We start from the raw sequence: 24,734 nt of genomic DNA, 5'->3' as shown, positions 1-24,734 counted from the left end.
GCCTCTTGGCCCAGGCCGAGGCGGACCGCGTACCCGTGGACGACACGACCCGCGCGGTCCCGGACCGGCGGTGGCGGCGTGACCAACGATGACCTCCCGATCGGTCGCCGCGTGGCCCGCTGGCGGGTGCGGCGGTCGATGACGCAGCAGATGCTCGCCGACCGGCTGCGTAGGTCGAAGAGCTGGGTGGACAAGGTGGAGCGGGGCGTGCGCACCCTGGACCGGTACTCGGTGATCCAGGAACTGGCCCACGTCCTGCGGGTCGACCCGGAGGTGCTGCTCGGTCAGCAGCCGAGCACCCCGGCGGGCACGCCGGACGGGGTGGACGACATCCGGGCCGCGCTCGCCCGCTACGACGTCCCGCAGGCCCCGGCCCAGACGCCGGAGGAGCTGCGGAGGCAGATCGGGTACGCCTGGTTGTCCTACCAGCACGCGCACTACGGGCAGTTGGTGCGGGTGTTGCCGGGTCTGCTGGACGCGGTTCAGGGCGTGCGGTCGGCGGAGGTGCTGGTGCCGGCGTACCGGATCACCTCGTCACTGCTGGTCAAGCTCGGCGAGGCCGACCTGGCCTGGCTGGCGGCCGACCGGGCGATGGCCACTGCCGCCGACGACCCGGCGCTCGCGGCGACCGCGGCCATCTCGGTCAGCCAGGCGCTCCGCGCCGCCGGCCGCGACCGCCTGGCCCTGGCCGCGTCCCTCGCTGCCGCGAACCGTGTTCGGCCGCAGCGGTCGGCGGGGGAGCGGGCGGTGGGTGGGACGCTGCTGGTGCAGGCCGCTCTCGCCGCCGCTGGCAGCGGCGACCACCACCGCGCCGGGGAGCTGACCGACCGGGCCGCGGGCGTTGCCGCACACCTTCGGGGGTACGACGACACGCACCGCACCAACTTCGGGCCGATCGCCGTCGACCTGGCTCGGTTGGTGGTGGCGGCCCAACGGGGTGACGCCGACGAGGCGCTGCACGGGCACTCGGGCGTGGTGCGGCGGGAGACGTGGCGGCGGTTGCCGGCCGAGTATCGGGGCGCGTACCTGGTGGACGTCGCGCGGGCGTACCTCCAGGTTGGTGACCTGCGCGGGGCTGCCCGCGCCCTGGTGGACGCGGACAGTGTCGCGCCGGCTGAGGTTCGGTGCCGGCCTCTGGCGCGTACCGTGATCGCCGAGGTTGCCCGCGCGCAGCCGGCGCCGGCCGGCGTGGCGCGACTGGCGACGCTTGTCGGCCTCACCCGCTGACTCGCCGGCCGCTCCGGCCCGGGACGATGGTGCGTGGCCACGCCGGGGCGTCAGGATGCGCGGCCCTGACCCCGATGCCCGGCATCGCGATCAGGACCACAGCCCGGGGCCTGCTCGCCCAGCGACGGGTCAATCCCGCCGCGGGCTCACAGAATCGTTGTCAGCACACCTCCGTCGACGCGTACCGCCGATCCGTTGATTGCGGACGCTACGGGACTGGCGAGGAAGGTCACGGCGTTCGCGATCTCACTCGGTTCGATGAAGCGTCCCAGGAGGGAGGTCTGGTTGGCACCGATGATCGCCACCTTCAGGTCGTCCTCAAGGAGGGACTGGGCATCGGCCAGCGACCTGACCGTTTCGGCGACGCCTGTGGAATAGGTGGGGCCGCCCAGCACCGAGTTGACGGTCACCGCAGTGCCCTTCGTCAGCTTCGCCAGGCCGTTGCCCACCGCGAGCATCGCCGTCTTGGACGTGCCGTAGTGAATCATGTCGGCGGGAATGTTGACGCCCGACTCGCTGCTCACGAACACGACCCGGCCCCACCCCCGGTCGAGCATCGCCGGCATGAGGTGCCGCGCAAGCCGGACCCCGCTGAGTACGTTCACCTCGAAGTAGCGCCGCCACTCCTCGTCGGAAATGAGGTCGAAGGGTTTGAGCTCGAAGAGCCCCACGTTGTTGATGAGAATGTCAACGCTTGGCAGTTCGTCGCACAGCCTGTCGACGTCCTCGGCAACCGAGAAGTCGGCTTGGATACCGGTGACGGATACGCCGGGCGCCTCCCGACGCAACACGTCGACAGCCTCGGCCAGCTTTGCCGGGTCGCGGCCGTTGAGGACCACGTTGACACCCTCGCCGGCCAGGGCCTTCGCGGTTGCGTAACCGATGCCTTGACTGGATCCGCTGATGAATGCGGTCTTGCCGCTGAGCTGCAGGTCCACGTGCTGTTCTCCTCGTGAGTGGTCGCCGGTCGGTGCACCTGCCGGACGTCGGCACGTGCTTCCTCTCGACCTTGCCGCAGACCGATGAGCATCTGATGAGCACCGCGTCAGTGGCTGGCTGACACTGGTGTGGGCGGAGTTGCGCGGAACGTCCCGTCTCGGGGTGCCTGGGTCCGCCGTACCGGTGCGTGGTGTCGACCCACCCACGCGCGGGCGCTCCGGCGTCGGCTGCCGATCACATTGTGGGTCGGAGCCGTGGTGAACGACGCCGGTTTGGCCGGATCGATCATCCCTCGTCCGTCATCGCCCAGGACCACCTCGTCGCTGGATCAGGCGGTGTGGTGCTGGCCGTTGACCGGAGGGGTGATGGTGCACCGGCTTGCCGCGTCCAGCCGGCTGGAGACGCCTTCCGGCAGCTCGAACGCGAGGCCGGCGAGGTTGGCGCTCAGGTGCTCGGCCGAGCGGGGGCCGAGGACCACAGAGGTGATCTCGGGGCGGCTGCCGAGCCAGGCGAGCGCCACGGTTGGCGGGGTCGTTCCCAGTTCGGCGGCGACGGTGGTGACGTCGTCGACGATGTCGAAATGCCGCTCGGCGAGGAGACCTGTCACGAACGCGCGTGCCATCGGGCTGGGCATGGCCGACCACTCGGCGAGTCGGGATCCGGTGGCCGGCGCGGTGCCGCGCTGGTATCGACCGGCGAGCAGGCCGCTGCCGAGCGGGCTGTAGGCGAGGATGCCGAGCCCGTGGTGCTGGCAGGTGGGCACGATCTCGGCCTCGATGGCGCGCGTGATCAGGGAATAGTTGGCCTGCAGGCTGATGAAGGGTGTGCCGCCGACGCGGTGCGCCGCCCACTGTGCGCTGACGATGCCGGCGGCGGTGAAGTTGGAGCAGCCGACGTAGCGGACCTTGCCGGAGCGCACGAAGCCGTCGAGCGCTGCCATGGTTTCGTCGATCGGAGTGTCCGGGTCGGGCACGTGGCACTGGTACAGGTCGACGTAGTCGGTGCCCAGTCGACGCAGGCTCGCCTCCAGGGCGCGAGTCAGGTGGGCGCGGGACAGGCCCCGGTTGTTGGGTCCGGCACCTTGCGGTGCCGCCCCCTTGGTGGCCAGGACGACCTCGGAGCGGCGGTGGGCGATGGCCTGGCCGACGACCTCTTCGCTGGTGCCGCCTCGGTAGGTGTCCGCTGTGTCGATGAAGTTGTGGCCGGCGTCGAGGAACTCGCCGATGACGCGGCGGGCCTCGGTGGCCGGCGTCGGTGCCTGCGGGTCGGTGCCGAAGTTCATCGTGCCCAGGCAGGCCCGGGAGACGTGGAGGCCGGATCGACCCAGTGTCGCGTACCGCATGCCACCCCTCGTACAATCGGAATCACGATTCCGCTTGAAGATACGGAATCTGGATTCCGCTCGTCAAGGGTGCTCGACCGGAGGAGGCCGGCATGATCCGCTCGGATGCGGCGCGCAACCGCGCGAAGGTGCTCGAAGCGGCCGAGATCGTGCTCGGCGAGCAGGGACCGACCGCCCGCATGGACGAGATCGCCCGCCGAGCCGGAGTGGGCGTCGGCACCGTGTACCGGCACTTCGCCACCAAGGAAGCTCTCTACGCGGCGATCGTCTCGGCGCGGGTGGACCTGCTGCTCGACGAGGCCGCCCGGTTGCGCGCCGCCGCGGAGCCAGAGACCGGGTTCTTCACGTTCTTCGCGCAGGTCGTCGCGGACGCGGCGGGCAAGAAGACCCTGACCGACGCGTTGCGCAGCGCCGGGATCGATGTCAAAGCCGAACAGGCAGAGCAGCGTACGAGGATGCGCGAAGCGCTGGCAGGCCTGCTGCGCGACGCCCAACGCGTCGGCGCCGTACGCCCCGACGTCGACATGCCCGAGATACTCGCCCTGCTGCGGGGCGCCAGCATGGCGGCGGAGACCGGTGACTACCCCGGCCCCGTCATCGACCGGAGCCTTGCCGTTCTGTTCGACGGCCTGCGCCCGCTCGCGCCCCCTGCACCCCCGGCAACGGCATAACGCGAGGGTTCGGCCCGTGCTGAAGGTGCCATGGCGTGACGCACCGGGTCTGTGCTCTCGCCGCTGCCGACCCCCGCGAGAAGGCTACGAACGGCACTGCGTACGGCTGGCTCGGTCCTGGCGTCCCGCGCGGTAACCCGATTGCGCGGTGCTGCGTCGCGGGGCAGCATGGCCGGTCGACCTGACGAGAGGCGACCATGACCCGGACGTTCCTGCAGTCGGATGAGTTGCACGACTTGGTGGCGGAGCAATTCGGCTCCAACAGCCGACTTGCTGGGCTGGATCGGCTGACCGGCGGCAGCAAGAAGGGCGTCTACAGGCTTGGCCTCGACGACCAGACAACCGTGATTTTGTATGTGTGGGCGGCGGGCGAGAATTACTGGCCACCGTCGCCGACGGTCCCGGACGACCCCTTCACCGACGCGTCCGGTGCGGAACTGTTCGCCGCCAGCCACGCTGCACTCGCCGCTGCCGGGGTGCGCATACCGCGTCTGATCATGCTCGACCGCGACGGCCGTTACCTTGACGCCGACATCGCGCTGCTTGAAGACGCCGGCGCGCTACGGCTCGAGGCGCTGATGGAACGCGATCCCGCAGCCGCCACCGCGCCGCTAGCTACGCTCGGCGACGCCTTGCGCCGCATGCACACCACCCGCGGCCCGCGCTATGGCAAGCTCGCGGCTATCTCCCGGGGAGAGGCCTCCCAGACTCGACGCACCGAGGACATCATCGTGGACCGGGCGCTCGGCCACCTGGACGCAGCAGTGGCCCGCGATGCGCGGTTGGCTGAGGCGCATCACCGGATCGCCGCCCATGTGCATCACCTTCGTGGCAGGGTGGCGCCACGACAGACATACGCACTGGTGCACGGTGAGCTTGGACCGGATCACGTACTCGTCACGCCGGCCGGCGAACCGGTCATGATCGATTTCGAGGGTTTGGCCTACTTCGACGTCGAATGGGAGCACGCCTGGCTGCAAATGCGCTTCGGCGAGGCGTATCCAGCGCTGCGTCCGGTCGATCTCGATCCTCACCGGCTGGAGCTCTACCGGTACGCACAGGTGCTGTCGCTGATCGAGGGTCCGCTGCGCATCGCGGACACCGACTTCCCGGATCGGCAATGGATGCTCGACCTAGCCGAGTGGAACATCGCCAAGGCACTCGCCGCAATCTGATGCCTCAGCGAGTTGGTGGCATCAGACGCCACCGTGTACGGGGCATCGGCCAGGTTGACGTCGAGCCCGCCGCGCGGCGCGCTGCCAGGGCCGGAATAGTCCGTACACCGCCGGCAAGGCCCTGCGCGTACTCGCCGGTGTGATTCGGCCTGAGTCGACTGTTACTCGGCTTCGACCTCGGTGCGGTAGACGGTCAAGCCGCGGCGCTGATAGTTGCGCAGGGCATTCGGATGGTCCAACGAGCTGGTGTGCAGCCACACCCTGCGTACCGTCGGAGAGCCCACGGCCGCACTGTCCCAGGCTTGCCGAATGGTCAGGGTCAGCGCATGGCCACCGAGACCCCTCCCGACGAATGCCGGCAACAGCCCGAAGGTGGTGATCTCCACGTCGCCGCCAGGCTGGGGTTCCAGGTTCGCCACCCCCACGGTTTCGTCGTTCAGGGTGATGAACCGGTACTGGCGCAGCGGATGACACCGCGTCAGCTCCTGCCACTCTTCGTCCGTGCGGAACGCGCTCCGCCACCCGTAGGGCGCTCCGACCTGCCCATTGATGGCCCGCACGAGCGGCAGGCCACCGTCGACGCGCCGGAGGAGAAGGTCCGGCACGACCTTCCCCGGTCGCAGGTCCTCGGCGCTGTTCATCTCCAGGTAGGTGACAACCTTTGCCATGCCGGCAGGCTATCCATCATGTCGAGCAGGCGGTACGGGGTTTCCGGGCAGGTGAGATCCGGGCATGTACGTCGGCACTGCTGGAGGGGAGACGGCAATGCTGGTAAGCGGTTATCTCGGCGCGGTGCTCATCGGTGCCCTCGTCGGCCTGCTGGGCCGGCTCATCCTGCCGGGAAGGCAACGGATCGGCGTCTTCGCCACGTTCGTCCTCGGCGTCGGCTCGGCGGTGCTGGGCGCGGTGGTCGCCAGGGCGCTCGACATCGACGACGGTGCCAGCGTGAAGGTGTGGGTGCTGCGCTGGGACTGGGTGGTGCTCGCGATCCAGGTCGGCCTCGCGATCGTCGCCGTGGCCCTGGCGAACATGCTCACCTTCACTCGGCTTGCCGGCGGCGACGACAAGCCCCGTCGGCGGGCCCGTCGCAGCCAGACCAAGGGCTGAAGCACCTCATGACCGGAGCACCTCAGGTGCCCAGCCTGGCCAGGATCTCCCGGGCCATGGCCTGTTGGGGATCGCGACGGCCAGTGCCGTCGAGCAGTTGGAGGGCGCGAGTGAGGTCGGCACGGGCCTCGGCGACGAATCCCAGTTCGGCTCGGGCCCTGCCCAACTCGAAGTAGAGGTCGCCCATCATGATCGACTCACCCCGTTCGAGTACGACCGGCAACGCCCGTTCGGCCGCCTCCAGCGCCTGCGCCCAGTGGCCGTTGAGGTTGTGTGCCTCGGCCAGGCCGCTCAGGGCACCGGCGCGGGCGCCAAGGTCCGCCCGGGCAGACACCGGGCGACGGTCCATTTCGACAAGTGCCTGCTGAAACTCGTCGATGGCCTCGTCGGGACGGCCCATGATGACCAGTGCGAATCCGATGCCCTGGAAGATCTGTAGGTAACCGTCGTGGTCACCGGCTCGGTCGGCCAGGTCACGGGCCTCGCGAAGGGCCCACACCGACTCGTCGAGCCGGCCTAGGCGCCGCCAGGCCGCCGCGGCGAACTGCAGTGCCCAGCCCTGCCCCTCCAGGTCACCGATCGCCTCGGCCATCCGGTAGGCCTCCATCGCCACCTCGGCGCCTTCCTCGGTACGGTCGGCGCCATAGATCGCCGCCCACGCGAAGCCGTTCATCTGGGCGATGTGACTGCGCCGGTCGGGCAGCGCGGCCGCAGCCGTGCGCGCCAGCCCATACACCTCGTACCATCCGAGCCACAGGACGCTTGAGTCGGAGTACCAGTGGACGGCGTCAGCGACACGGACGACCAGCTCATTTCGGCCGTCCTCGGCTGCGACGCGGAGGGCGGCGAGCCAGTTGTCCGTCTCCGCCCGCAGCCAGGCACCGGCCTCCTCCAACGTGGCCAACGGCACCAGACCGTCCCAGTCATCAGGCAACGCACCGTACGCGGGTTCGTACCAACGGCCCGCGACGATCGCGGTCTCCAGCAACCAGTCGGTCATCCGCCGGGCGGTCGCCGTACGGGTGGCCGGGGACTCCTCGGCCGACAGCCGTTCGCCGGCGTAGAGCCGGATCAGGTCGTGGAACCGATACCTGTCGACGCCCTCGGCCTGCAGCAGACCCAACTCGACAAGCTCATCGAGCCGCTTTTCGGCCTCGAACACGCCGGTCTCGGTCAGCACGGCCGCCAACGGGGCCGCGAAGTCGACACCCGGCACGTGGGCGAGCCGACGAAACAGCAAGGCCGCCGGGTCCGACAACTGGGCGTGCGACAGCGCGAACGCGGCCGCCACCCCGGTGTCACCGGCGGTCAGAGCGGCGAGCCGGCGGTCCGCGTCGCCGAGTCGGTCCACCAGGTGGTCGATGGTCCACTGCGGACGCGCGGCAAGGCGGGTGCCCGCGATCCGCAGCGCCAGCGGCATGTGGCCACACAGCCCCGACACCAACTCGACCTGTGCGACCGCGGTCGGGTCTGCGGCCTGCGTGGCGATCGCCGCCAACAGGCTGGCCGACTCGGCCACGGCCAGCGGCGGCAGCCCGACCCGCACGACGCCCTCCAGGCCGCCAAGTGCCCGGCGGCTCGTCACGACGACCAGGCACCGTCCCCCGGCCGGGAACAACATCCGTGCCTGCGTCTCCGAACCGACGTTGTCGAGGACCAGCAGGCAGGGCCGATCCCGCAGCACCGCCCGTAGCTGCGCCGACCGCTCGTCATCGGTGTGGGCGATCTGGCTGGGACTGACGTCCAGCGCCCGCAGCAGCCGACGAAGAGCCTCACCGACCGGCAGCGGTACGGCGTCCGTGCCGCGAAGGTCCAGGAACAGCGCGCCGCCCGGAAAGCTGTCGCGCAACTCCTCGGCCACCCTCACCGCGAAGGCGGTCTTACCCAACCCGGGTGGCCCGTGCACCACCAACACCGGCGGCGGGCCATCGCCACCGGCGGCCCGCCCGGCGGTGGCCCGGGCGATGGCCAGCTCGGCGTCTCGGCCCACGAAGTCGCCGACCCCGCGCGGCAGCTCGCACAGCCGTGGTCGCCCGGCGGCACTGGGCGAGCGGGCTGCCCGCACGACCGCCACCAACCCGGCGCGGCCCTCGTCGTCCAGGCCCAGGCCATCGGCCAGGGCGACGAGTGTCCTGGCCTGCGGAGTACGGCTGTGCCCGCGCTCCATGTCGCTGATCGCGCGAGCGCTGACCCCGGACGTCTCGGCGAGTTGCTCGATGGTGAGACCCGCCGCCCGGCGCAACGCCCGCAGATGCTCACCGAACGACAGCACAGGCTCGATCATCTCGAGATGATAGGTGCCGCTGAAGGCGGTTTCGTGTCCCCGAGGTCGTCCGCCGCGGTGGTCGCGATCGGCCGCTGCCCGCGTACCTCGATGGTTGTCCTTCCCGGGGTCGCGCCGGCACGCCTCCCCCCAGCGGCCGGACGCGGTGGGTGCAGCCTCGGGAGGGTGTTACCGCGCACTCTCCGGGGGTCGTCCAGCAGACGGCGCCTACTCGCAGAAGACCCGCACGGTGGCATCGGGTGAATCCACCTCAACGGTCACCTCGTCGAGGTGCTCCACGAGCGCCTCCAGTTGCTCGGGCTTGAGCTGCGTCAGGTCGATCGGCACACCCGAGTCGCTGAGGGAGGCATTGGCCTTGACCAGGGCCTGCGGCGGGACCAACGCCGCCAGTCGTACGCCAGCGCGCAGCAGTTGCAGTGGCACCCGCACGTTGACCCGCGACGGCTCGCCGTTGTCGGTGGCGTCGACAAGCACCCGCAGGTACTTCACCTTGCCCTTCGATCGGGCGTCGAGGCTCGCCGTCGCCGGTGCCTGGTCGCGTTCGAGTGCGGCGATGAGCTGCTCCGCCTCGTCGGCGGTGATCTTGCCGGCGGCCAGCATGTCGAGGATGTCCTTGCGTTGTTCGGTCATCAGAACCTCTCCTATCGGATAGCCACGAGCACGGCCGAGTGGCCCTGCGCGATGTCGAAGCGGGTGCCGGGCAACGCGGAGACGACACGCCAGGCGGCGCCGAGTGCCCGCAGCACGCCGATGCGGAACACGACGCAGGCCACGATCGCCGCCAGCACGACCAGGACCACGACCGGGAAGAGCACGAGCACCACGGGGAGCACCGGAACCCAGAAGCGGATGGGCCGGCGGTCCGGGCGGTCGACCCGGACGGTCACCAACTGCGGCATCACGGCCGGCCGTCCAGCTCGGCCAGTGCCTGCTGGGCGGTGATCTCACCGCGGCGCAACCGGTCGATGATGTCGGCTCGCGAGGGCGCCGGATCGGTCTCGACGAAGTCGAGCATCTGCGTGATCCGGTTGAGTCGTGACTTGATCGTCGGGTAGCTCACCCCGAAGATGCGTTCCATCTCCTTGATCGAACCGTGGCAGCGCACGAACGCCGTGACGAAGACCTGATCCTCGACGTTGAGCTGAGCCAGTTGCGGTGGCTCGAACTCGCCCTCGATCGCGACGCCGTTGCTCGCCAGGCGCACCCGCTCGACGACGAACGGCTGCCCTCGCGTCAGGCTGGTGAGGTCCTGCCAGTCCATCGCCTGATCTGTCATACCTGAATTTGTAGCTCAGAAATCCTTAAGTTCCAAGAGGTTGATCTTAACTTTCTTAAGATTCTGCCCGTGGTCGGTGGCGGAGTGGGGCGGAGCACGCGGGCGGTCCCATCCGGAGATGGGCAGGTTTGGGCCTGTTTCACAAGGACTGGCCGGCCTGCGGCGGGCCCGGACGACTACCGGCGGCGTTGCGGTTTCGTCCGGATACGACACCGGTATCCGGACGAAACCGCGCCTTGCCGGATCGCCGCCCGGACTCCGCCTCGGCTCGACCGCCCTGGTGAAACAGGCCCTAGCCGCCGGTCAGGGGCATCGTCGTGCCCGGAGGCGGAGACACCCCCCGGGTTTACAAGGAAGCGATCGTCACTGCTCGCCAGCGTCCGGTCGGGCGGTCACCCGGCCGGTGGGTCGGCGGCGGGCGCGCGGGGTCCTTGCGGTACGAAGACAGGGTGAGTGCCGCCAGCGTGACGCCCCTTGCCCTGTCCACCGTCGGGTCGGTGAACTGCCAGGGCAGTTCCTCCTGCGAATTCCTGTACCGAATGACCAGGTCGGCCTGGTTCGCCGAGGGCAGTTACTGGATCCTGCTCAAGCCGCTGCGGGTGCTGCTGATCGTGGCGCTGGCGATGGTGGCCCGCTGGGCGGTGCACCGCACCCTCAACCGGTTGGTCCGTACGACGACCGACGGTGCGGTGCCGACCATGCTGCGGCCGCTGCGTGAGCGGGTGCCCAGCGCCGCGGTCGACCCGACCGAGTTCGTGCCCGAGCGACGACGGCAGCGGGCCGAGGCGATCGGCTCGGTGTTGCGCAGCCTGACCACCGCGTTCGTCTTCGGCATCGCCCTGCTGATGATCCTGCGCGAGTTCAGTTTCGACCTGGCGCCGCTGCTGGCCAGCGCGGGGATCGCCGGTGTCGCGCTGGGCTTCGGCGCGCAGAGCCTGGTCAAGGACCTGATCGCCGGCCTGTTCATGCTGATCGAGGATCAGTACGGCGTGGGCGACAACGTCGACCTGGGCGAGGCGATGGGCGTGGTCGAGTCGGTCGGGCTCCGGGTCACCACCGTGCGCGACGGTCGCGGGGTGCTCTGGTACATCCGCAACGGCGAGATCATCCGGGTGGGCAACAAGAGCCAGGGCTGGGCCCTCGTGGTGGTGGACCTGCCGATCGGGTTCAACAGCACCGAGGAGGCGACCGCCGTCCTGCGCACCGCCGCCGCCTCGATCGCGGTGGACCCGGAGCTGTCGCCGGAGATCGTGGAGGCGCCGGAGGTGCTGGGTGTCGAGCAGGTGACGGTGGACGGTGCGGTCATCCGGACGGTGGTGAAGACGACCGCGGACGGGCAGTTCGCGGTGGGCCGGGAGTTGCGCAGGCGGCTGGCGGAGGCACTGGAAAACTCGGGGATCACCGCGCAGATCGCGGCAGCCCGCATCTATCCCGGGCTGCCGCCCCGGCCGCTGCCCGACGGTGAGACGGGTCAGGGCGGTGCCACCTGACCCACCCGGCACTGTCCTCGGATTCGGGGGTCGCGAGCCCGCCGGCCCCTCAGGTATCGTCCGTTCGTTCAGTCGGGGAAGCGACGAATGACCCGTTCGGCCTAGATAGTTGTCAGACGATCGGGCAGAATCCGGAGCACGCGTTCCCGCCAAAGCGTGATCACAACCTCGCTGATCCGTAGATCTGACGAGCGCCTCCGGCCGGGCTGCCACGAGCGGCCGATTCGGAGGCCGATGGAGGCGACGGTGCCCGACGAGCGACCTTCCGCGGAAGACCCCGCCACTTTTCGCGAAGTGTTCGCCCAGCAGGAGTTCCGCGCCGTTTTCACGGCGGGCGCTCTCTCCTGGGTCGGTGATTACGTCGCGAAGGCCGCCGTCACCCTGCTCGTCTACCAGAAGACCCACTCGGTAGGGCTCTCCGCGGTTGCCTTCGCGGTCAGTTTCCTGCCCTGGTTGCTCGGTGGTCCGGTGCTCGCCGCACTCGCGGAGCGGTACCCGTACCGGCGGGTGATGGTGGCGTGTGACCTCATCCGGATGGCGCTGATGCTGCTCATCGCCATCCCGCTGTTGTCGTACCAGGCGGTACTGGTGCTCATCTTCGCCGCCACGCTGGCCAACCCGCCGAGCCAGGCGGCCAAGTCGGCGTTGATGCCGCAGATGCTCGCCGGAGACCGGCTGGTGCTCGGGCTGTCGCTGAACGCCAGCGTGGGGCAGGCGGCCCAGATCGTCGGGTACGTGCTCGGTGCCGCCGTCGCCTCGATCGACCCGCGGGTCGCGCTCCTGTTCAACGCGGCCACGTTCGGCGTCTCGGCGCTGCTGGTCCGCTTCGGCGTGCGCGACCGCTCGGCGGTGCCGAACCCGGCACACCGCAGCCACCTGCTGCAGGAGACCCGCCAGGGTTTCACCATCGTGTTCGGCACACCGGTGCTGCGGGCGATCGCGGTGCTGGTGTTCAGCGCGATGCTCTTCTCGATCCTCCCCGAGGGGCTGGCCGTCGGCTGGGCCAACGAGGAGGGCAGCGGCGGCATGAGCGCGAGCACGGCCCAGGCGGTGATCATGGTGGCCGGCCCGGTCGGCTTCATCCTTGGCGGATTGCTGGTGAGCCGTCTGTTCGGCCCGGCCCGCCGGCTGAAGCTGATGCGGCCGCTCGCGGTGCTCGCCCCACTGATGCTGGTGCCGACGTTGTTCGATCCGCCACCGCTGGCGGTGGCACTGCTTGCCGCTCTCTGTGGTTTCGCGGTCGCCGGCATGCTGCCGATGGCCAACGGGCTCTTCGTCCAGGCGCTGCCCAACGGCTTCCGGGCCCGCGCCTTCGGGGTGATGGCGACCGGTGTCCAGGTCATCCAGGGTTTCGCGGTGCTGGCCACCGGGCTGATCGCCGATCGCTTCAACAACATCCCCTTCGTGGTGGGGGTGTGGAGCGCGGTCGGCGTGGTGCTGATGGCGGTGGCCGCGCTGTGGTGGCCGGATCGGCAGACGATCGACGACGCGATCGCGGCGGCCACGGCGGCCAATGCCGCGCCGCCCGACGATCCGGACGACACCGGCGGCGCGGCCGCGGGCCCTCCCGAGCCGCGTAGTGGCGAGGGCCACCGCCGGCACGCGGTCACCTGACCCGGGGCACGCCCGTCCGCCTCGCGCGGGCTGAGCGCCCGGGGCACGCCCGTCCACCCCGCGCGCGGGCTGAGCGCCCGCCAGCGGGACGCATCGGTCCGGCGTGATCCGACGCACGCCGAGCGGGTCGGGCTGGCGTACGGCGCACCTGGCAGGATGGAACGGTGAACCCCGCAGGCGAATCCGAGCGTCCCGGTGCTTCGACGACCCTCTTCGAAGCGGTCGGCGGCGAGCCCACCTTCCGCAGGCTGGTCGACGAGTTCTACGCCGGCATCGCCACCGATCCCCTGCTGCGACCGATGTACCCGGAGGACGACCTGGGGCCGGCCGCGGAGCGGATGACCCTGTTCCTGATGCAGTACTGGGGTGGCCCGAACACGTACTCCGCCCAGCGTGGCCACCCGAGGCTGCGGATGCGGCACGCGCCGTTCCGGATCGGCGCCGCCGAACGGGACGCCTGGCTCCGCAACATGCGCCGCGCCGTGGACCAGCTCGACCTCGAGCCGGAGATCGCCGCGACACTCTGGGACTACCTGGAACGGGCCGCGTACTTCATGGTCAACGTCATGGACGACCCGGCCGACGGCGTCTGACCCGGCCGCACCACCCGTGGCGTCAGAGCAGCGCGCCCTCGTCGTGCAGCCAGTCCACGAAGCTGGTGGCGACCGCCGCGCCGCAGTCGAGCATCTCGACCAACAGCGCGTCGTGGGTGCCGGCACCGAGCGGCACCTGGAGCTCGGCGTAGATCGGTAGTTGCCCGCGCTCGGTCGGGTCGCCGATGTACGCCTTGCAGAACCGGCGGGTGTGGTTCCACTCGTTGACCACCCGATAGGCCCGGTCGGCCCAGTCCGGCGGGACCGTGGCGTGCGGGCGTGCCCGCATGACCAGGATCTCGTCCTCCGGCCCTTCGAGGGTGACCAGCACGGCGTGCCGCTCCCACATGGCCAGCAGGTTGCCGTCGCCATCGGCCAGATAGCGCACGTCGAGCAGGTCGAGTGCGTCGCAGACGCGGCGCAGACTCACCGGCTCGACGGTGGCCAACATCTCGCTCAGCACTGGTCGCTCGCTGGCCGGGCAGTCGTCCCCCGGCTGGCGAGGGCTGGGCGGCCCGACCCGGACCGCGCTCTCCACTGTGATCCCGCTTCGGGTTCCCGGATCGCCGCCGTCGGCGGGACCGGGGCGCCATGACCACCACGGCATCGCTCGTCGCACCTCACTCCCCAGCGGATCCAGTCGCCTACGGTGCGTTGGATCCGAGGATGGACGGTACCCGGACAGCCGAGTTGTAGCACCCCCCCAACGACCGCCCCTGCCCAGAAGAATGAGCAGGGGTCACCCGTTCGGACGAGGAGTGAGGGGCGTCACCGCAAGATCCGTAGCCGTCTGCAACCATGCCGCTCCGTATGGTCCCGCCAGGCCGACCCAACGTCCGGCCACCCGGACCTCGACGGCGGCTTCGTCGTGGCCGACGGCCGGGCGGTCGGCGGCACCGAGGAAGCCCATCCGGACCACCCCCTGCACCAGCCGCTGCGACACCTCGACCGGCCGGGCGGGCGGCCCGTCCGGCGTGACGAGCACCGCCACGTGGTCGAGCAGCGCGTCCCGCAGCGCCCGCTGGCCCACCGCACGGCCGGCCACGCCCTGTTCGGTGGCCGTGCGCAGGGTGCCCGCCGCCGCGTCCGCGATCCGCCGCACCTCGACGACGGGCAGCGCCTCCACCGCCCGGCTGCCCGCCGGGGGCAGCGGCCACCGCCACTGCGCGTCCCGGCGTACCGGCAGGGCGGTGCCACCGCGTTCCAGCTCGGCGAGCAGCTCCGCGGCGGCCACCGTCACGTCCCCGGCGGTGCCGTCGGCCGGCCCGGCGGCCACCGTCCGGACCACCAGGACCTGCCACGGCAGACGGGCCCAGAGGGCGATCCGACCGGGCACACCGGCCGGCCGCAGCCGGACCGGTGCGGTCGGTTCCAACCGGACCAGCCGGGCCAGGAAGGCACCGGCGTCCGCCACCCCGGCCACACCGTGCGTCGCCGTCCGTCCCGGCTCGGCCGTGCCCGGCCGGGTCATGCCAGACCGCCCTGCGGTGCGTACGTGCTCAGGAAGGCCCGTTCCTCCGCGGTGATCCGCCGGGGCACCTGGCGGGTGAGGTCGAACGGCACCAGCACCGAGCGGGCCCGACTGGCCAGCACCTCGCCGTCGTACAGCTCGTAGGCGACGGTGAACCAGGCGTGCCGGATCTCCTCCACCCACAGCTCGATCCGCACCGTGGGCGCGGCCTCCGCGGTGGCCCGACCCAGCGCGTAGTCGACCGGGCGCAGGTAGTCGACCTCGTGGCGGCGGATCACCACCCCGTTGGCGAACGAGCCGACCCCCCACGCCCGACCACCGGCGAACATCAACGCCACCCGCGCCTCCTCGTACAGGGTGAGGAAGCGCGAGTTGTTGATGTGGCCGTACGCGTCCAGGTCGGACCAGCGCAGTGTGCAGTGGTAGACGAACCGGTCAGACACCTTCTCGGCCGGTCAGTCGCGGGTCAGCTTGCGGTAGGTCACCCGGTGCGGCCGGGCAGCCTCCGCGCCGAGGCGATCGATCTTGTTCTTCTCGTACGCCTCGAAGTTGCCCTCGAACCAGAACCACCGGGACGGGTCCTGGTCGTCGCCCTCCCAGGCCAGGATGTGCGTGGCGACCCGGTCCAGGAACATCCGGTCGTGCGAGATGACCACGGCGCAGCCGGGGAACTCCAGCAGCGCGTTCTCCAGGCTGGACAGCGTCTCCACGTCCAGGTCGTTCGTCGGCTCGTCGAGCAGGATGACGTTGCCGCCGATCTTCAGGGTCAGCGCCAGGTTGAGCCGGTTGCGCTCACCGCCGGAGAGGACCTTCGTCGGCTTCTGCTGGTCCGGTCCCTTGAAGCCGAACGCGGCGATGTACGCCCGCGACGGCATCTCGACCTTGCCCACCATCAGGTAGTCCAGCCCGTCGGAGACGACCTCCCAGACGGTCTTGTCGCCGTTGAGGCCCTCGCGGTTCTGGTCGACGTACGACAGCGAGACCGTCTCGCCGACCCGGACCTGGCCGCCGGTCGGCTGCTCCAGCCCGACGATGGTCTTGAACAGGGTGGTCTTGCCGACGCCGTTGGGGCCGATGATGCCGACGATGCCGTTACGCGGCAGCGAGAACGACAGGTTGTCGATCAACAGCCGGTCGCCGAAGCCCTTGCTGAGGTCGACCGCCTCGATCACCGTGCTGCCCAGCCGCGGGCCCGGCGGGATCTGGATCTCCTCGAAGTCGAGCTTGCGGGTCTTCTCCGCTTCGTTGGCCATCTCGTCGTACCGGTCCAGGCGGGCCTTGGACTTGGTCTGCCGGGCCTTGGCGTTGGAGCGGACCCACTCCAGCTCCTCGGTGAGGCGCTTCTTCATCTTGGCGTCGCGGCGACCCTCGACGGCCAGCCGGGCGGCCTTCTTCTCCAGGTAGGTGGAGTAGTTGCCCTCGTAGCCGATGGCCCGGCCACGGTCCAGCTCCAGGATCCAGCCGGCCACGTTGTCGAGGAAGTACCGGTCGTGGGTGATCGCCATGACGGTGCCGGCGTACTTGGCCAGGTGCTGCTCCAGCCAGGAGACGCTCTCCGCGTCCAGGTGGTTGGTCGGCTCGTCGAGCAGCAGCAGGTCGGGTGCCTCCAGCAGCAGCTTGCACAGCGCGACCCGGCGGCGCTCACCACCGGAGAGCTGGGTCACGTCGGCGTCCGGCGGCGGGCAGCGCAGCGCGTCCATGGCCAGCTCGAGCTTGGAGTCGACGTCCCAGGCGTCGAGGTGGTCCAGCTCCTCCTGGAGCTTGCCCATCTCCTCCATCAGCTCGTCGGAGTAGTCGGTCGCCATCTGCTCGGCGATCTTGTTGAATCGCTCCAGCTTGGCCTTGGTCTCGGCGACCGCCTCCTCGACGTTGCCGAGCACGGTCTTGGCGTCGTTGAGCGGGGGCTCCTGGGCGAGCATGCCGACGGTGTAGCCGGGCATGAGTCGGGCCTCGCCGTTGCTCGGCTTGTCCAGCCCTGCCATGATCTTGAGGAGGCTGGACTTACCGGCGCCGTTCGGACCGAGCACACCGATCTTGGCCCCCGGCAGGAAGCTCAACGTCACGTTGTCGAGCACGACCTTGTCGCCGTGCGCCTTGCGTGCCTTTTCCAGGACGTAGATGTACTGGGCCACGGTGCGGGCTACCTCCGTCGATTTGCTGTCGCCTGATCGGCGGCGCGGCGCGGGCTGTGAGATCCGCCCGCCGCCGCCGGCCGGGAGCCGGCCACGCGCACGCCATCGTCAATCCTGACAGGTACGCCGCGCTTCGCCCACATCACCCCGCCCCAGGAGTACGCGGGCGCGCCTCCGCCGGCCCATGATCCACTCGACTTTATGGAAATCGGGCCGTCCCCCGCGTCTGGATAACCCGTTTTCATGCAACCGGAGTCGATCATCCCCTGCCGATCATCGACCTCTGATCGACGGGCTGTCGACAAGATCACCCTGGGGATTTCAGCGCGTACGAGGCGGGTAGGAGACTCCGGCACGAGGCACAAGACGCCGCAGCTACGCTCAGTACGCTCATTCGCGGTGGACCCGTCAGTACCCGGAGGTGGCCGATCGTGACCGTCCGTAGCTCCTTTGTCGTAGTGGCGAACCGTCTGCCGGTCGACGAGGTGAGCACACCCGAGGGCCGGCAGTGGCGACGCAGCCCTGGCGGGCTGGTCACCGCGCTGCACCCCGTGCTCGCCGAACACCAGGGCACCTGGGTCGGCTGGGCCGGTGGCACCGGGGCCGCCCCCGAGCCGTTCGACCTGGAGGGGATCCGGCTGCACCCGGTCCCGCTCAGCGCCGAGGAGCTGGAGCGCTACTACGAGGGCCAGTCCAACGCGACGATCTGGCCGCTCTACCACGACGCGGTCGAGACGCCGGCCTACAAGCGCCGCTGGCGGGAGGCGTACCGGCTGGTCAACGCCCGCTTCGCGGAGGCCGCTGCGGACGTCGCGGCCGAGGGTGCGACGGTCTGGGTGCAGGACTACCAGCTCCAGCTGGTCCCGGCGATGCTCCGTGAGCTGCGCCCGGACCTGCGGATCGGGTTCTTCCTGCACATCCCGTTCCCGCCGATCGAGCTGTTCATGCAGATGCCGTTCCGCACCGAGATCCTGCGCGGCCTGCTCGGTGCCGACCTGGTCGGCTTCCAGCAGCGGCTGGCCGCGCAGAACTTCGTCCGGCTGGCCCGGCACCTGCTCGGGCTGCGCTACGAGGGGCAGATGATCCAGGTCGACGGTCGGCAGGTGAAGGCGGGCGCCTTCCCCATCTCGATCGACACCCAGGAGATGGAGCGGATGGCCGCCGACCCGGCGATCCAGGCCCGGGCCAAGCAGATCCGCGCCGAGTTGGGCGACCCGAAGACGATCATCCTGGGCGTGGACCGGCTGGATTACACCAAGGGCATCGAGTTGCGCCTCAAGGCCTTCCGCGAGTTGCTTGCTGACGGAAAGTTGACAGTTCCCGACGCGGTTATGGTGCAGGTGGCCACGCCCAGCCGCGAGCGCGTCGAGCACTACCAGGCACTTCGGGTCAAGGTCGAGCGCGAGGTTGGCCGGATTAATGGCGAATTCGGCAGGGTCGGCGTGCCGGCAGTGCATTACCTGCATCAGTCGTACAGTCGCAGTGAACTCGCCGCAATGTACGTTGCTGCCGACGTGATGATGGTGACACCGCTACGAGACGGCATGAACCTGGTCGCGAAGGAGTACGTGGCGTCGCGCGCCGACCAGGGCGGCGCGCTCGTGCTCAGTGAGTTCGCCGGCGCCGCAACGGAGCTGCGCCAGGCTTTCCTGTGTAACCCGCACGACCCGGACGCGGTCAAGGACGCCCTGCTCCGGGCAGTGCACGTGGAGAAAACCGAGGCACGCCGCCGGATGCGGACAATGCAACGTCACCTGCGTACCCATGACGTGGGCCACTGGGCCAAGTCTTTCCTCTCCGAGCTCGGAGTTCCCGAGGCGGAGGCCGAGTGAACACGACCGTCAACGATGGAGCCGCCACGGCCACCGGGGTGATGGACCCCGAGCTGCGCTCCGCCATCGGCCGGATCGCCCGGGTCCCCCAACTCCTGGTCGCCTGCGACTACGACGGCACACTGGCGCCGATCGTGGAGGACCCGAGCACAGCCGTCCCGCTGCCCGAGTCGGTGGCCGCGGTCCGCGCGCTCGCCGCGCTGCCGCAGACAACCGTGGCGGTCGTCTCCGGCCGGGCGCTGCGCGACCTGGCCGCGCTGTCGCGACTGCCCAGCGAGGTGCACCTCGTCGGCAGCCACGGCTCCGAGTTCGACATCGGCTTCGTCGAGCGGCTCTCCCCCGAGTTGGTCGCGGTGCGGACCGAGGTTCGCAACGCGCTACGCGAGATCGCCGCCAAGCATCCGGGCATCCGGTTGGAACGCAAGCCGGCAAGCGTCGCGGTACACACCCGCGGGGTCGACCCCCAGGTGGCCGCCGCGGCCATCGAGGCGGTCCGCACCGGCCCGGCCACCTTCGACGGCGTCACGGTGACCCAGGGCAAGGAGGTCATCGAGCTCTCCGTCGTGGCCACCCACAAGGGCACCGCGCTCGACCAACTGCGGACCCAGCTCGCCTCCAGCGCGGTGCTGTTCATCGGCGACGACATCACCGACGAGAACGCGTTCGGCCACCTGCACGGTCCCGACCTCGGCATCAAGATCGGCCCCGGGGACACCAAGGCCAGCTACCGGGTGGGCGATCCGCTGGAGGCCGCCCGGGCGTTGGCGCTGCTGCTGGAGACCCGGCGGCACTGGCTGTTCGGCGAGCGGGCCGTGCCGATCGAGCGGCACTCCATGCTGGCCAACGGTCGTACCGTCGCGCTGCTCACCCCCGAGGCCAAGGTGAGCTGGCTCTGCCACCCCAAGCCCGACTCGGCGGCGATCTTCGCCGACCTGGTGGGTGGCAGCCCGGCCGGTCACTTCAGCGTCGCCCCGGAACGCGGCGGCATCCCGCTGGGCCAGCGCTACCGCTCCGGCACGATGACCGTGGAGACCCGGTGGTCCGGGCTCACCGTCACCGACTGGCTGGACAAGCCGGCCCGGGAGACCACACCGGACGACAGCCCCGCGGTCATCACCGGCGACTCGACACTGATCCGGGTGCTCACCGGCAGTGGCAAGGCCCGGGTGGAGTTCGCGCCGAGACCCGAGTTCGGTCAGGTAGCCGTGCAGTTGCAGCCACTCGGCGACGGCCTGCTGGTGCTCGGTTCCAACGAGCCGGTCGCGCTCTACGCCCCCGGCGTGGAGTGGGAGGTCGGCAACGACGGCGGGTACGAGACCGCCAAGGCGATCGTCGACCTCTCCGCCGCCGGTGGGCAGGTCGTGCTGGAGCTGCGCTTCGGCACGCACAGCCTGGAGCACCACCGGGTGCCGATCCACGAACGGCAGGCCGCGGCCGAGCAGCCGTGGAAGGACTGGGTGGCCTCGCTGCGGCTGCCGTCCACCGCCCGTGACCTGGTCGCGCGCAGCGCCCTCACCCTGCGCGGGCTCTGCCACGAGGCAACCGGCTCGATCCTGGCCGCGGCGACCACCTCGCTCCCCGAAGAGCTGGGCGGCGTCCGCAACTGGGACTACCGCTACTGCTGGCTGCGCGACGCCGCGCTGACCGCCCGCGCACTCGTCGACCTCGGCTCCGTCGAGGAGGCCGAGGCGCTGTTGCGCTGGGTGGACGGCTGCATCGAGCGCACCGGCGGCCACCCGGAGCGACTGCACCCGCTCTACACCATCGACGGGTACGAGCTGGGCGCCGAGGCGGTCATCGACACGCTGCCCGGGTACGCCGGCTCCCGGCCGGTCCGGGTCGGCAACCTCGCCAACCACCAACTCCAACTGGACGTCTTCGGCCCGATCGCCGACCTGATCGCGGCCGTCGCCGACGCGCGCGGCTCGGTCCGCGAGGACGAGTGGCGGGTCCTGGAGAACATGGTCGAGGCGGTCCGCCGCCGTTGGCACGAGCCCGACCACGGCATCTGGGAGGCGCGGCTGCCACCACGGCACCACGTCTTCTCCAAGGTGATGTGCTGGATGACCGTCGACCGGGCGCTGCACGTCATGCGCGAGCACGGCGGCCAGGACCGGCCGGAGTGGAAGGACCTGCGCGACCGGATCGGCGCCAACGTGCTGGAGCAGGGTTGGCACTCCGACGTCGAGGCGTACAGCGTCGCGTACGGGGACGAGGACATGGACGCCTCGTCACTCTGGATCGGGCTCTCCGGCCTGCTCCCGGGCGACGACCCGCGCTTCCTGTCCACCGTCCTGCGCATCGAGGCGGACCTGCGCAGCGGCCCGGTCGTCTACCGCTACCACTGGGACGACGGCCTGCCCGGCCGTGAGGGCGGCTTCCACATCTGCACGGCGTGGCTGATCGAGGCGTACCTGCGCACCGGCCGCCGCACCGACGCCGAGGAGCTGTTCGCGCAGATGGTGCTCACCGCCGGTCCGACCGGGCTGCTCCCCGAGCAGTACGACCCGCTGGCCGAGCGTGGGCTGGGCAACCACCCGCAGGCGTACAGCCACCTCGGTCTGATCCGCTGTGCCCTGCTGCTGGACAACATGCTCAAGCAGTAGTTCGACCGCACGTGTGACGGGGCCGGAGCGCTTACGCTCCGGCCCCGTCGGTCAGTGCGGGTACGGCAGGCTCGGTTGCCACCCGTACAGGCGGGCACCGAGGTCGGTGGGCACCGTCCAGTGCGCGTACGGCAGTACCGCGCTGCTGCCGGTGTGGATCAGGCACAGCAGTGGGGCGTCGCCGGTGTGGTCGAGCGCGAGCTTCGGTTTACGGACCGCGCCGACGCCGCCGAGGCCGAACAGGACAACCGGATCCCGGACCGGCAGCCCCAGTGCCTGCCGGCCGTCCCGCCACCCCCGGTACGCCGCGTCCAGCCGCCAGGGCGCGAGGTCGGCGAGACCCCGGTGCAGGGTCGCCACCCAGGTCGGGGTGAGCTCGGCGTCGGAGAGCCGGTACGGCACACCGGTCAGCAGCGCGTCGAGCTCCGGATCCGTTTGCACCCCGGCGTTGGCCAGCGCCTCGGGCAGCGCGCCACGGTGGACGGCCGCGACCGCGGGGGCGGCCTGCTCGACCCGGTCGACCTGCCAGCGAAGCCCGGCCGGAGTGGTCGCCGCTCGACGGTCCCACAGCCAGCGGGCGCTGTCCCAGCGGTGCCGCTGGTTGGCCGGGATCAGCTCGTCGATGCCGATGACCAACTGCTCGCCCTCGGCCCGTGCGGTGAGCCACCGGCCCCGCAGGTGTGGCCGCTGCTCGCCGTAGCCGGCCAGCGCGACCACTGCGGACCGCAGGTACGCGCCGGTGTTCCCGCGCGGGAAGTGCCAGCACAACGCGGACCTGTCGATGGCGTCGAGGTCCGCGGCGGCCTCGCCGGCCACCACGTCGATCCGGACCTGCGGCGATGCCGCACTGACCTGGCGATTGTCGAACTGTCGACGAGCCCGGCGTTGCCGTGTCTCGGCCCGCTCCACCGACGGGCGGACCGAGTACGCCGCCTTCTTCCCCGCCCACCGCAGCACCTCCGCCCCGGCGGCCTGCGGGTCGCCGAAGAGCCGGAACTCCAGCAGCTCATGCTCGTCGGACCCGTCGTCCTCGGTCACCTGCAGCTCGTACACCAGGTTTCCGGGCGAGTCCAGGTCGTAGGCGGTGTGCGGATCACGGCCGAACTCGTTGCCGACGAGCGAGTCACCCGGCTGTTGCGGATAACCACGGACCACTGTCACCAGGGCGGCCCAGGAGCCGTCCGCGTCCGTGCACCGCAGTGTCCGGACCGGGGCGGCGCGCCACTGCGAGGGGAGGTCCTCGAAGGTGGTGGTCAGGTCAGGGCCCGCACACCGCAGCGCGACGGGTCTGAGCAGGTCCGTTCGCCACGTCTCGTGCGGGTCCTTCACGGTGAACATGAGCGACATTGTGTCGACAACCACCGACACCCCCGGTTCCCCGGTCCGTATCCGCCCTCACCGGTCAAGCCGGCACCCGCGAAACTGCGGTGCCTCACCCGCCGCAGCTGGCAATCTTGGACAGTTTCCGTTACGCGAAAACGGAAACTGTCCAAGATCTACCCTGCCGGTGCCCTCCCGTGCCCGATCGGCGTCGCCAGCGACCTCGATGAGGCTCGGGTCCGGCGCCGGACGGTCGCGCCGCCGCGTTCGGTCGCCGGTCAGCCGTCGAGTGCCCCCACCACGTCTCCCAGCACGACGACGGCCGGCGGCCGCACATCGGCGGCGAGCGTGTCAGCGGCCACCGCGCCGAGGGTGGATCGCAGCACCCGCTGGGCACCCGTCGTGCCCTCCTGCACCACGGCGGCCGGCGTCTGCGGTGGCCGACCGTGGGCGATCAGGGTCTCGCTGATGGCGGCGAGGTTCTTCAGCCCCATCAGGATCACCAGGGTGCCGCGCAGGCCGGCGAGGGCGTCCCAGCGCACCAGCGAGGCCGGTGAGTCGGGTGCCACGTGCCCGGAGACCACCGTGAACTCGTGCGCCACGCCCCGATGGGTGACCGGAATCCCGGCCGCGGAGGCGGCGGCGATCGAGCTGGTCACCCCGGGCACCACGGTCACCGGCACACCGGCCGCCGCGCAGGCCAGCAGCTCCTCACCGCCCCGCCCGAAGACGTACGGGTCGCCGCCCTTGAGCCGCACCACGAACGCGCCGGCCAGGGCGCGGTCGACCAGGATCTGGTTGATCTCCTCCTGGGCCCGGGACGGTCCGTAGGGGATCTTCGAGGCGTCCACCAGCTCGACGTCCGGGCGCAGCTCGTCGAGGAGCAGCCCCGGCACCAACCGGTCGGCGACCACCACGTCCGCCTCGGTGAGCAGCCGCCACCCCTTCACGGTGATCAGCTCCGGGTCCCCCGGCCCCGCCCCCACCAGCGCCACCCGCCCAACCTGCCGCCCGGCCGCGCCGGCCGTCGCGGTCGCAGCGTCGGACCCGGTCGCAGCGGCGGACCCGGTCGCAGCGGCGGACCCGGTCGCAGCGGCCGCCCCGGCCGCCCCGGCCGCCCCGGCCATCGCGGCCGCAGCGTCGGACCCGCTCTGCGTCGGGGCGAGCCGCTCCGGTGCCAGGCGGACCGCGAGGAGGTCGCGGATCGCGTCGCGGACGGTCATCGCCCGGCGGGGGTCGCCGCCGCCGAGCACCGCGACGGTGACCGGGCCGTGCCGGGTCACCGCCGGCGTCCAGGCGGTGGCGGCCGTCCGGTCGTCGGCCCGGACGCAGAAGATCCGTCGCTCGGCGGCGAGGGCGCTCACCGAGGCCGCCGCCATCGGGTCGTCGATCGCCACCTGGACCAGCCAGGCACCGTCCAGGTCCTCGACCGCGAACCGGCGCGGCACCCAGTGCAGCCGACCCGCGTCGACCTGGGCGCGCAGCGCCGGGGTCAGCTCCGGTGCCACCAGCAGGACGTCCGCGCCGGCGTCCAGCAGCGCGGGCACCCGGCGGGTGGCGACCGCGCCGCCGCCCACCACAACCACCCGCCGCCCGGCGAGCCGCAAACCGAGGGGGTACGGATTGGAGGTCACGCCACACCTCCGAGGCGGAGG

22 protein-coding genes are annotated in these 24,734 nt (G+C 70.8%); 9 read left to right on the top strand and 13 right to left on the bottom strand.

Annotated elements, in window-relative coordinates; genetic code table 11:
• The first annotated feature begins 78 nt into the window (after nucleotides 1-78).
• Complete coding sequence (locus AB0B57_RS09660; protein WP_357067169.1) at nucleotides 79-1,227, top strand: helix-turn-helix transcriptional regulator; 1,149 nt, start codon at nucleotides 79-81, stop codon at nucleotides 1,225-1,227.
• Between the two features lie 146 nt (nucleotides 1,228-1,373).
• Here the strand turns inward: AB0B57_RS09660 and AB0B57_RS09655 are convergent, their stop codons facing one another.
• Entirely contained in the window at nucleotides 1,374-2,165 is a 792-nt protein-coding gene (locus tag AB0B57_RS09655; RefSeq protein ID WP_357067167.1) for an SDR family oxidoreductase, read from the bottom strand.
• A 329-nt stretch (nucleotides 2,166-2,494) separates the two neighbouring features.
• Nucleotides 2,495-3,508, bottom strand: a complete 1,014-nt coding sequence (locus AB0B57_RS09650) for an aldo/keto reductase (protein ID WP_357067165.1) — start codon at nucleotides 3,506-3,508, stop codon at nucleotides 2,495-2,497.
• A 92-nt stretch (nucleotides 3,509-3,600) separates the two neighbouring features.
• On the opposite strand from AB0B57_RS09650, the gene AB0B57_RS09645 reads away from it, so the two are divergent.
• The gene (locus tag AB0B57_RS09645) at nucleotides 3,601-4,179 is read left to right on the top strand and encodes a helix-turn-helix domain-containing protein (RefSeq protein WP_357067163.1); all 579 of its coding nucleotides are present in this window, start codon (nucleotides 3,601-3,603) and stop codon (nucleotides 4,177-4,179) included.
• A 197-nt stretch (nucleotides 4,180-4,376) separates the two neighbouring features.
• Nucleotides 4,377-5,354, top strand: coding sequence for an aminoglycoside phosphotransferase (locus AB0B57_RS09640; RefSeq protein ID WP_357067161.1), 978 nt, complete (start codon nucleotides 4,377-4,379; stop codon nucleotides 5,352-5,354).
• Between the two features lie 161 nt (nucleotides 5,355-5,515).
• Here the strand turns inward: AB0B57_RS09640 and AB0B57_RS09635 are convergent, their stop codons facing one another.
• Entirely contained in the window at nucleotides 5,516-6,022 is a 507-nt protein-coding gene (locus AB0B57_RS09635; protein WP_357067159.1) for a GNAT family N-acetyltransferase, read from the bottom strand.
• A gap of 97 nt (nucleotides 6,023-6,119) precedes the next feature.
• Here AB0B57_RS09635 and AB0B57_RS09630 point away from each other — a divergent pair, with 97 nt between their 5' ends.
• Complete coding sequence (locus AB0B57_RS09630) at nucleotides 6,120-6,461, top strand: GlsB/YeaQ/YmgE family stress response membrane protein (protein WP_357067157.1); 342 nt, start codon at nucleotides 6,120-6,122, stop codon at nucleotides 6,459-6,461.
• Between the two features lie 22 nt (nucleotides 6,462-6,483).
• Here the strand turns inward: AB0B57_RS09630 and AB0B57_RS09625 are convergent, their stop codons facing one another.
• From AB0B57_RS09625 to AB0B57_RS09610, 4 genes are all read right to left on the bottom strand, one after another.
• On the bottom strand, nucleotides 6,484-8,745 hold the full coding sequence (locus tag AB0B57_RS09625; RefSeq protein WP_357067155.1) for a helix-turn-helix domain-containing protein: 2,262 nt from the start codon (nucleotides 8,743-8,745) through the stop codon (nucleotides 6,484-6,486).
• Between the two features lie 207 nt (nucleotides 8,746-8,952).
• Nucleotides 8,953-9,375 (bottom strand): hypothetical protein, encoded by a 423-nt coding sequence (locus AB0B57_RS09620; protein WP_357067153.1) that lies wholly within the window; start codon nucleotides 9,373-9,375, stop codon nucleotides 8,953-8,955.
• An 11-nt stretch (nucleotides 9,376-9,386) separates the two neighbouring features.
• A complete protein-coding gene (locus AB0B57_RS09615) occupies nucleotides 9,387-9,644 on the bottom strand; it encodes a hypothetical protein (protein ID WP_357067151.1) in 258 nt (85 codons plus the stop codon).
• A complete protein-coding gene (locus AB0B57_RS09610; RefSeq protein ID WP_357067149.1) occupies nucleotides 9,644-10,021 on the bottom strand; it encodes a DUF2089 domain-containing protein in 378 nt (125 codons plus the stop codon). Before AB0B57_RS09610 ends, AB0B57_RS09615 begins: the two co-directional genes overlap by 1 nt.
• A gap of 479 nt (nucleotides 10,022-10,500) precedes the next feature.
• Here AB0B57_RS09610 and AB0B57_RS09605 point away from each other — a divergent pair, with 479 nt between their 5' ends.
• The 3 genes from AB0B57_RS09605 to AB0B57_RS09595 all read left to right on the top strand — a co-directional run bounded on the left by AB0B57_RS09605 (nucleotide 10,501) and on the right by AB0B57_RS09595 (nucleotide 13,718).
• Nucleotides 10,501-11,511 carry a mechanosensitive ion channel family protein gene (locus tag AB0B57_RS09605; RefSeq protein WP_357067244.1) on the top strand — a complete coding sequence of 337 codons (1,011 nt, stop codon included), beginning with the start codon at nucleotides 10,501-10,503 and terminating at the stop codon, nucleotides 11,509-11,511.
• A gap of 234 nt (nucleotides 11,512-11,745) precedes the next feature.
• On the top strand, nucleotides 11,746-13,125 hold the full coding sequence (locus AB0B57_RS09600; protein ID WP_357067147.1) for an MFS transporter: 1,380 nt from the start codon (nucleotides 11,746-11,748) through the stop codon (nucleotides 13,123-13,125).
• A 164-nt stretch (nucleotides 13,126-13,289) separates the two neighbouring features.
• Nucleotides 13,290-13,718 carry a globin gene (locus AB0B57_RS09595; RefSeq protein ID WP_357067144.1) on the top strand — a complete coding sequence of 143 codons (429 nt, stop codon included), beginning with the start codon at nucleotides 13,290-13,292 and terminating at the stop codon, nucleotides 13,716-13,718.
• Between the two features lie 22 nt (nucleotides 13,719-13,740).
• Here AB0B57_RS09595 and AB0B57_RS09590 read toward each other — a convergent pair whose 3' ends face one another.
• From AB0B57_RS09590 to ettA, 4 genes are all read right to left on the bottom strand, one after another.
• Nucleotides 13,741-14,325, bottom strand: a complete 585-nt coding sequence (locus tag AB0B57_RS09590) for a YbjN domain-containing protein (RefSeq protein WP_357067143.1) — start codon at nucleotides 14,323-14,325, stop codon at nucleotides 13,741-13,743.
• A 132-nt stretch (nucleotides 14,326-14,457) separates the two neighbouring features.
• The gene (locus AB0B57_RS09585) at nucleotides 14,458-15,189 is read right to left on the bottom strand and encodes a hypothetical protein (protein ID WP_357067141.1); all 732 of its coding nucleotides are present in this window, start codon (nucleotides 15,187-15,189) and stop codon (nucleotides 14,458-14,460) included.
• Nucleotides 15,186-15,632 (bottom strand): thioesterase family protein, encoded by a 447-nt coding sequence (locus tag AB0B57_RS09580; RefSeq protein WP_357067139.1) that lies wholly within the window; start codon nucleotides 15,630-15,632, stop codon nucleotides 15,186-15,188. The genes AB0B57_RS09585 and AB0B57_RS09580 overlap by 4 nt, the downstream gene beginning before the upstream one ends.
• 12 nt (nucleotides 15,633-15,644) lie before the next feature.
• Nucleotides 15,645-17,321, bottom strand: a complete 1,677-nt coding sequence (gene ettA, locus AB0B57_RS09575; RefSeq protein ID WP_357067136.1) for an energy-dependent translational throttle protein EttA — start codon at nucleotides 17,319-17,321, stop codon at nucleotides 15,645-15,647.
• Nucleotides 17,322-17,752: 431 nt separating this feature from the next.
• Here ettA and AB0B57_RS09570 point away from each other — a divergent pair, with 431 nt between their 5' ends.
• The gene (locus tag AB0B57_RS09570; protein ID WP_030488230.1) at nucleotides 17,753-19,153 is read left to right on the top strand and encodes a trehalose-6-phosphate synthase; all 1,401 of its coding nucleotides are present in this window, start codon (nucleotides 17,753-17,755) and stop codon (nucleotides 19,151-19,153) included.
• A gap of 41 nt (nucleotides 19,154-19,194) precedes the next feature.
• Entirely contained in the window at nucleotides 19,195-21,759 is a 2,565-nt protein-coding gene (gene otsB / locus AB0B57_RS09565; protein ID WP_357067241.1) for a trehalose-phosphatase, read from the top strand.
• Nucleotides 21,760-21,810: 51 nt separating this feature from the next.
• Here otsB and AB0B57_RS09560 read toward each other — a convergent pair whose 3' ends face one another.
• A complete protein-coding gene (locus AB0B57_RS09560) occupies nucleotides 21,811-23,097 on the bottom strand; it encodes a hypothetical protein (protein WP_357067134.1) in 1,287 nt (428 codons plus the stop codon).
• Between the two features lie 260 nt (nucleotides 23,098-23,357).
• The gene (cobA, locus tag AB0B57_RS09555) at nucleotides 23,358-24,713 is read right to left on the bottom strand and encodes a uroporphyrinogen-III C-methyltransferase (protein WP_357067132.1); all 1,356 of its coding nucleotides are present in this window, start codon (nucleotides 24,711-24,713) and stop codon (nucleotides 23,358-23,360) included.
• Nucleotides 24,714-24,734: the final 21 nt, after the last annotated feature.

It is taken from the genome of Micromonospora sp. NPDC049101, assembly GCF_040648675.1.
GTDB lineage: Bacteria > Actinomycetota > Actinomycetes > Mycobacteriales > Micromonosporaceae > Micromonospora.
The sequence above is the reverse complement of the archived record's forward strand: the minus strand, read 5'-3'. Positions and strand labels throughout refer to the sequence as shown.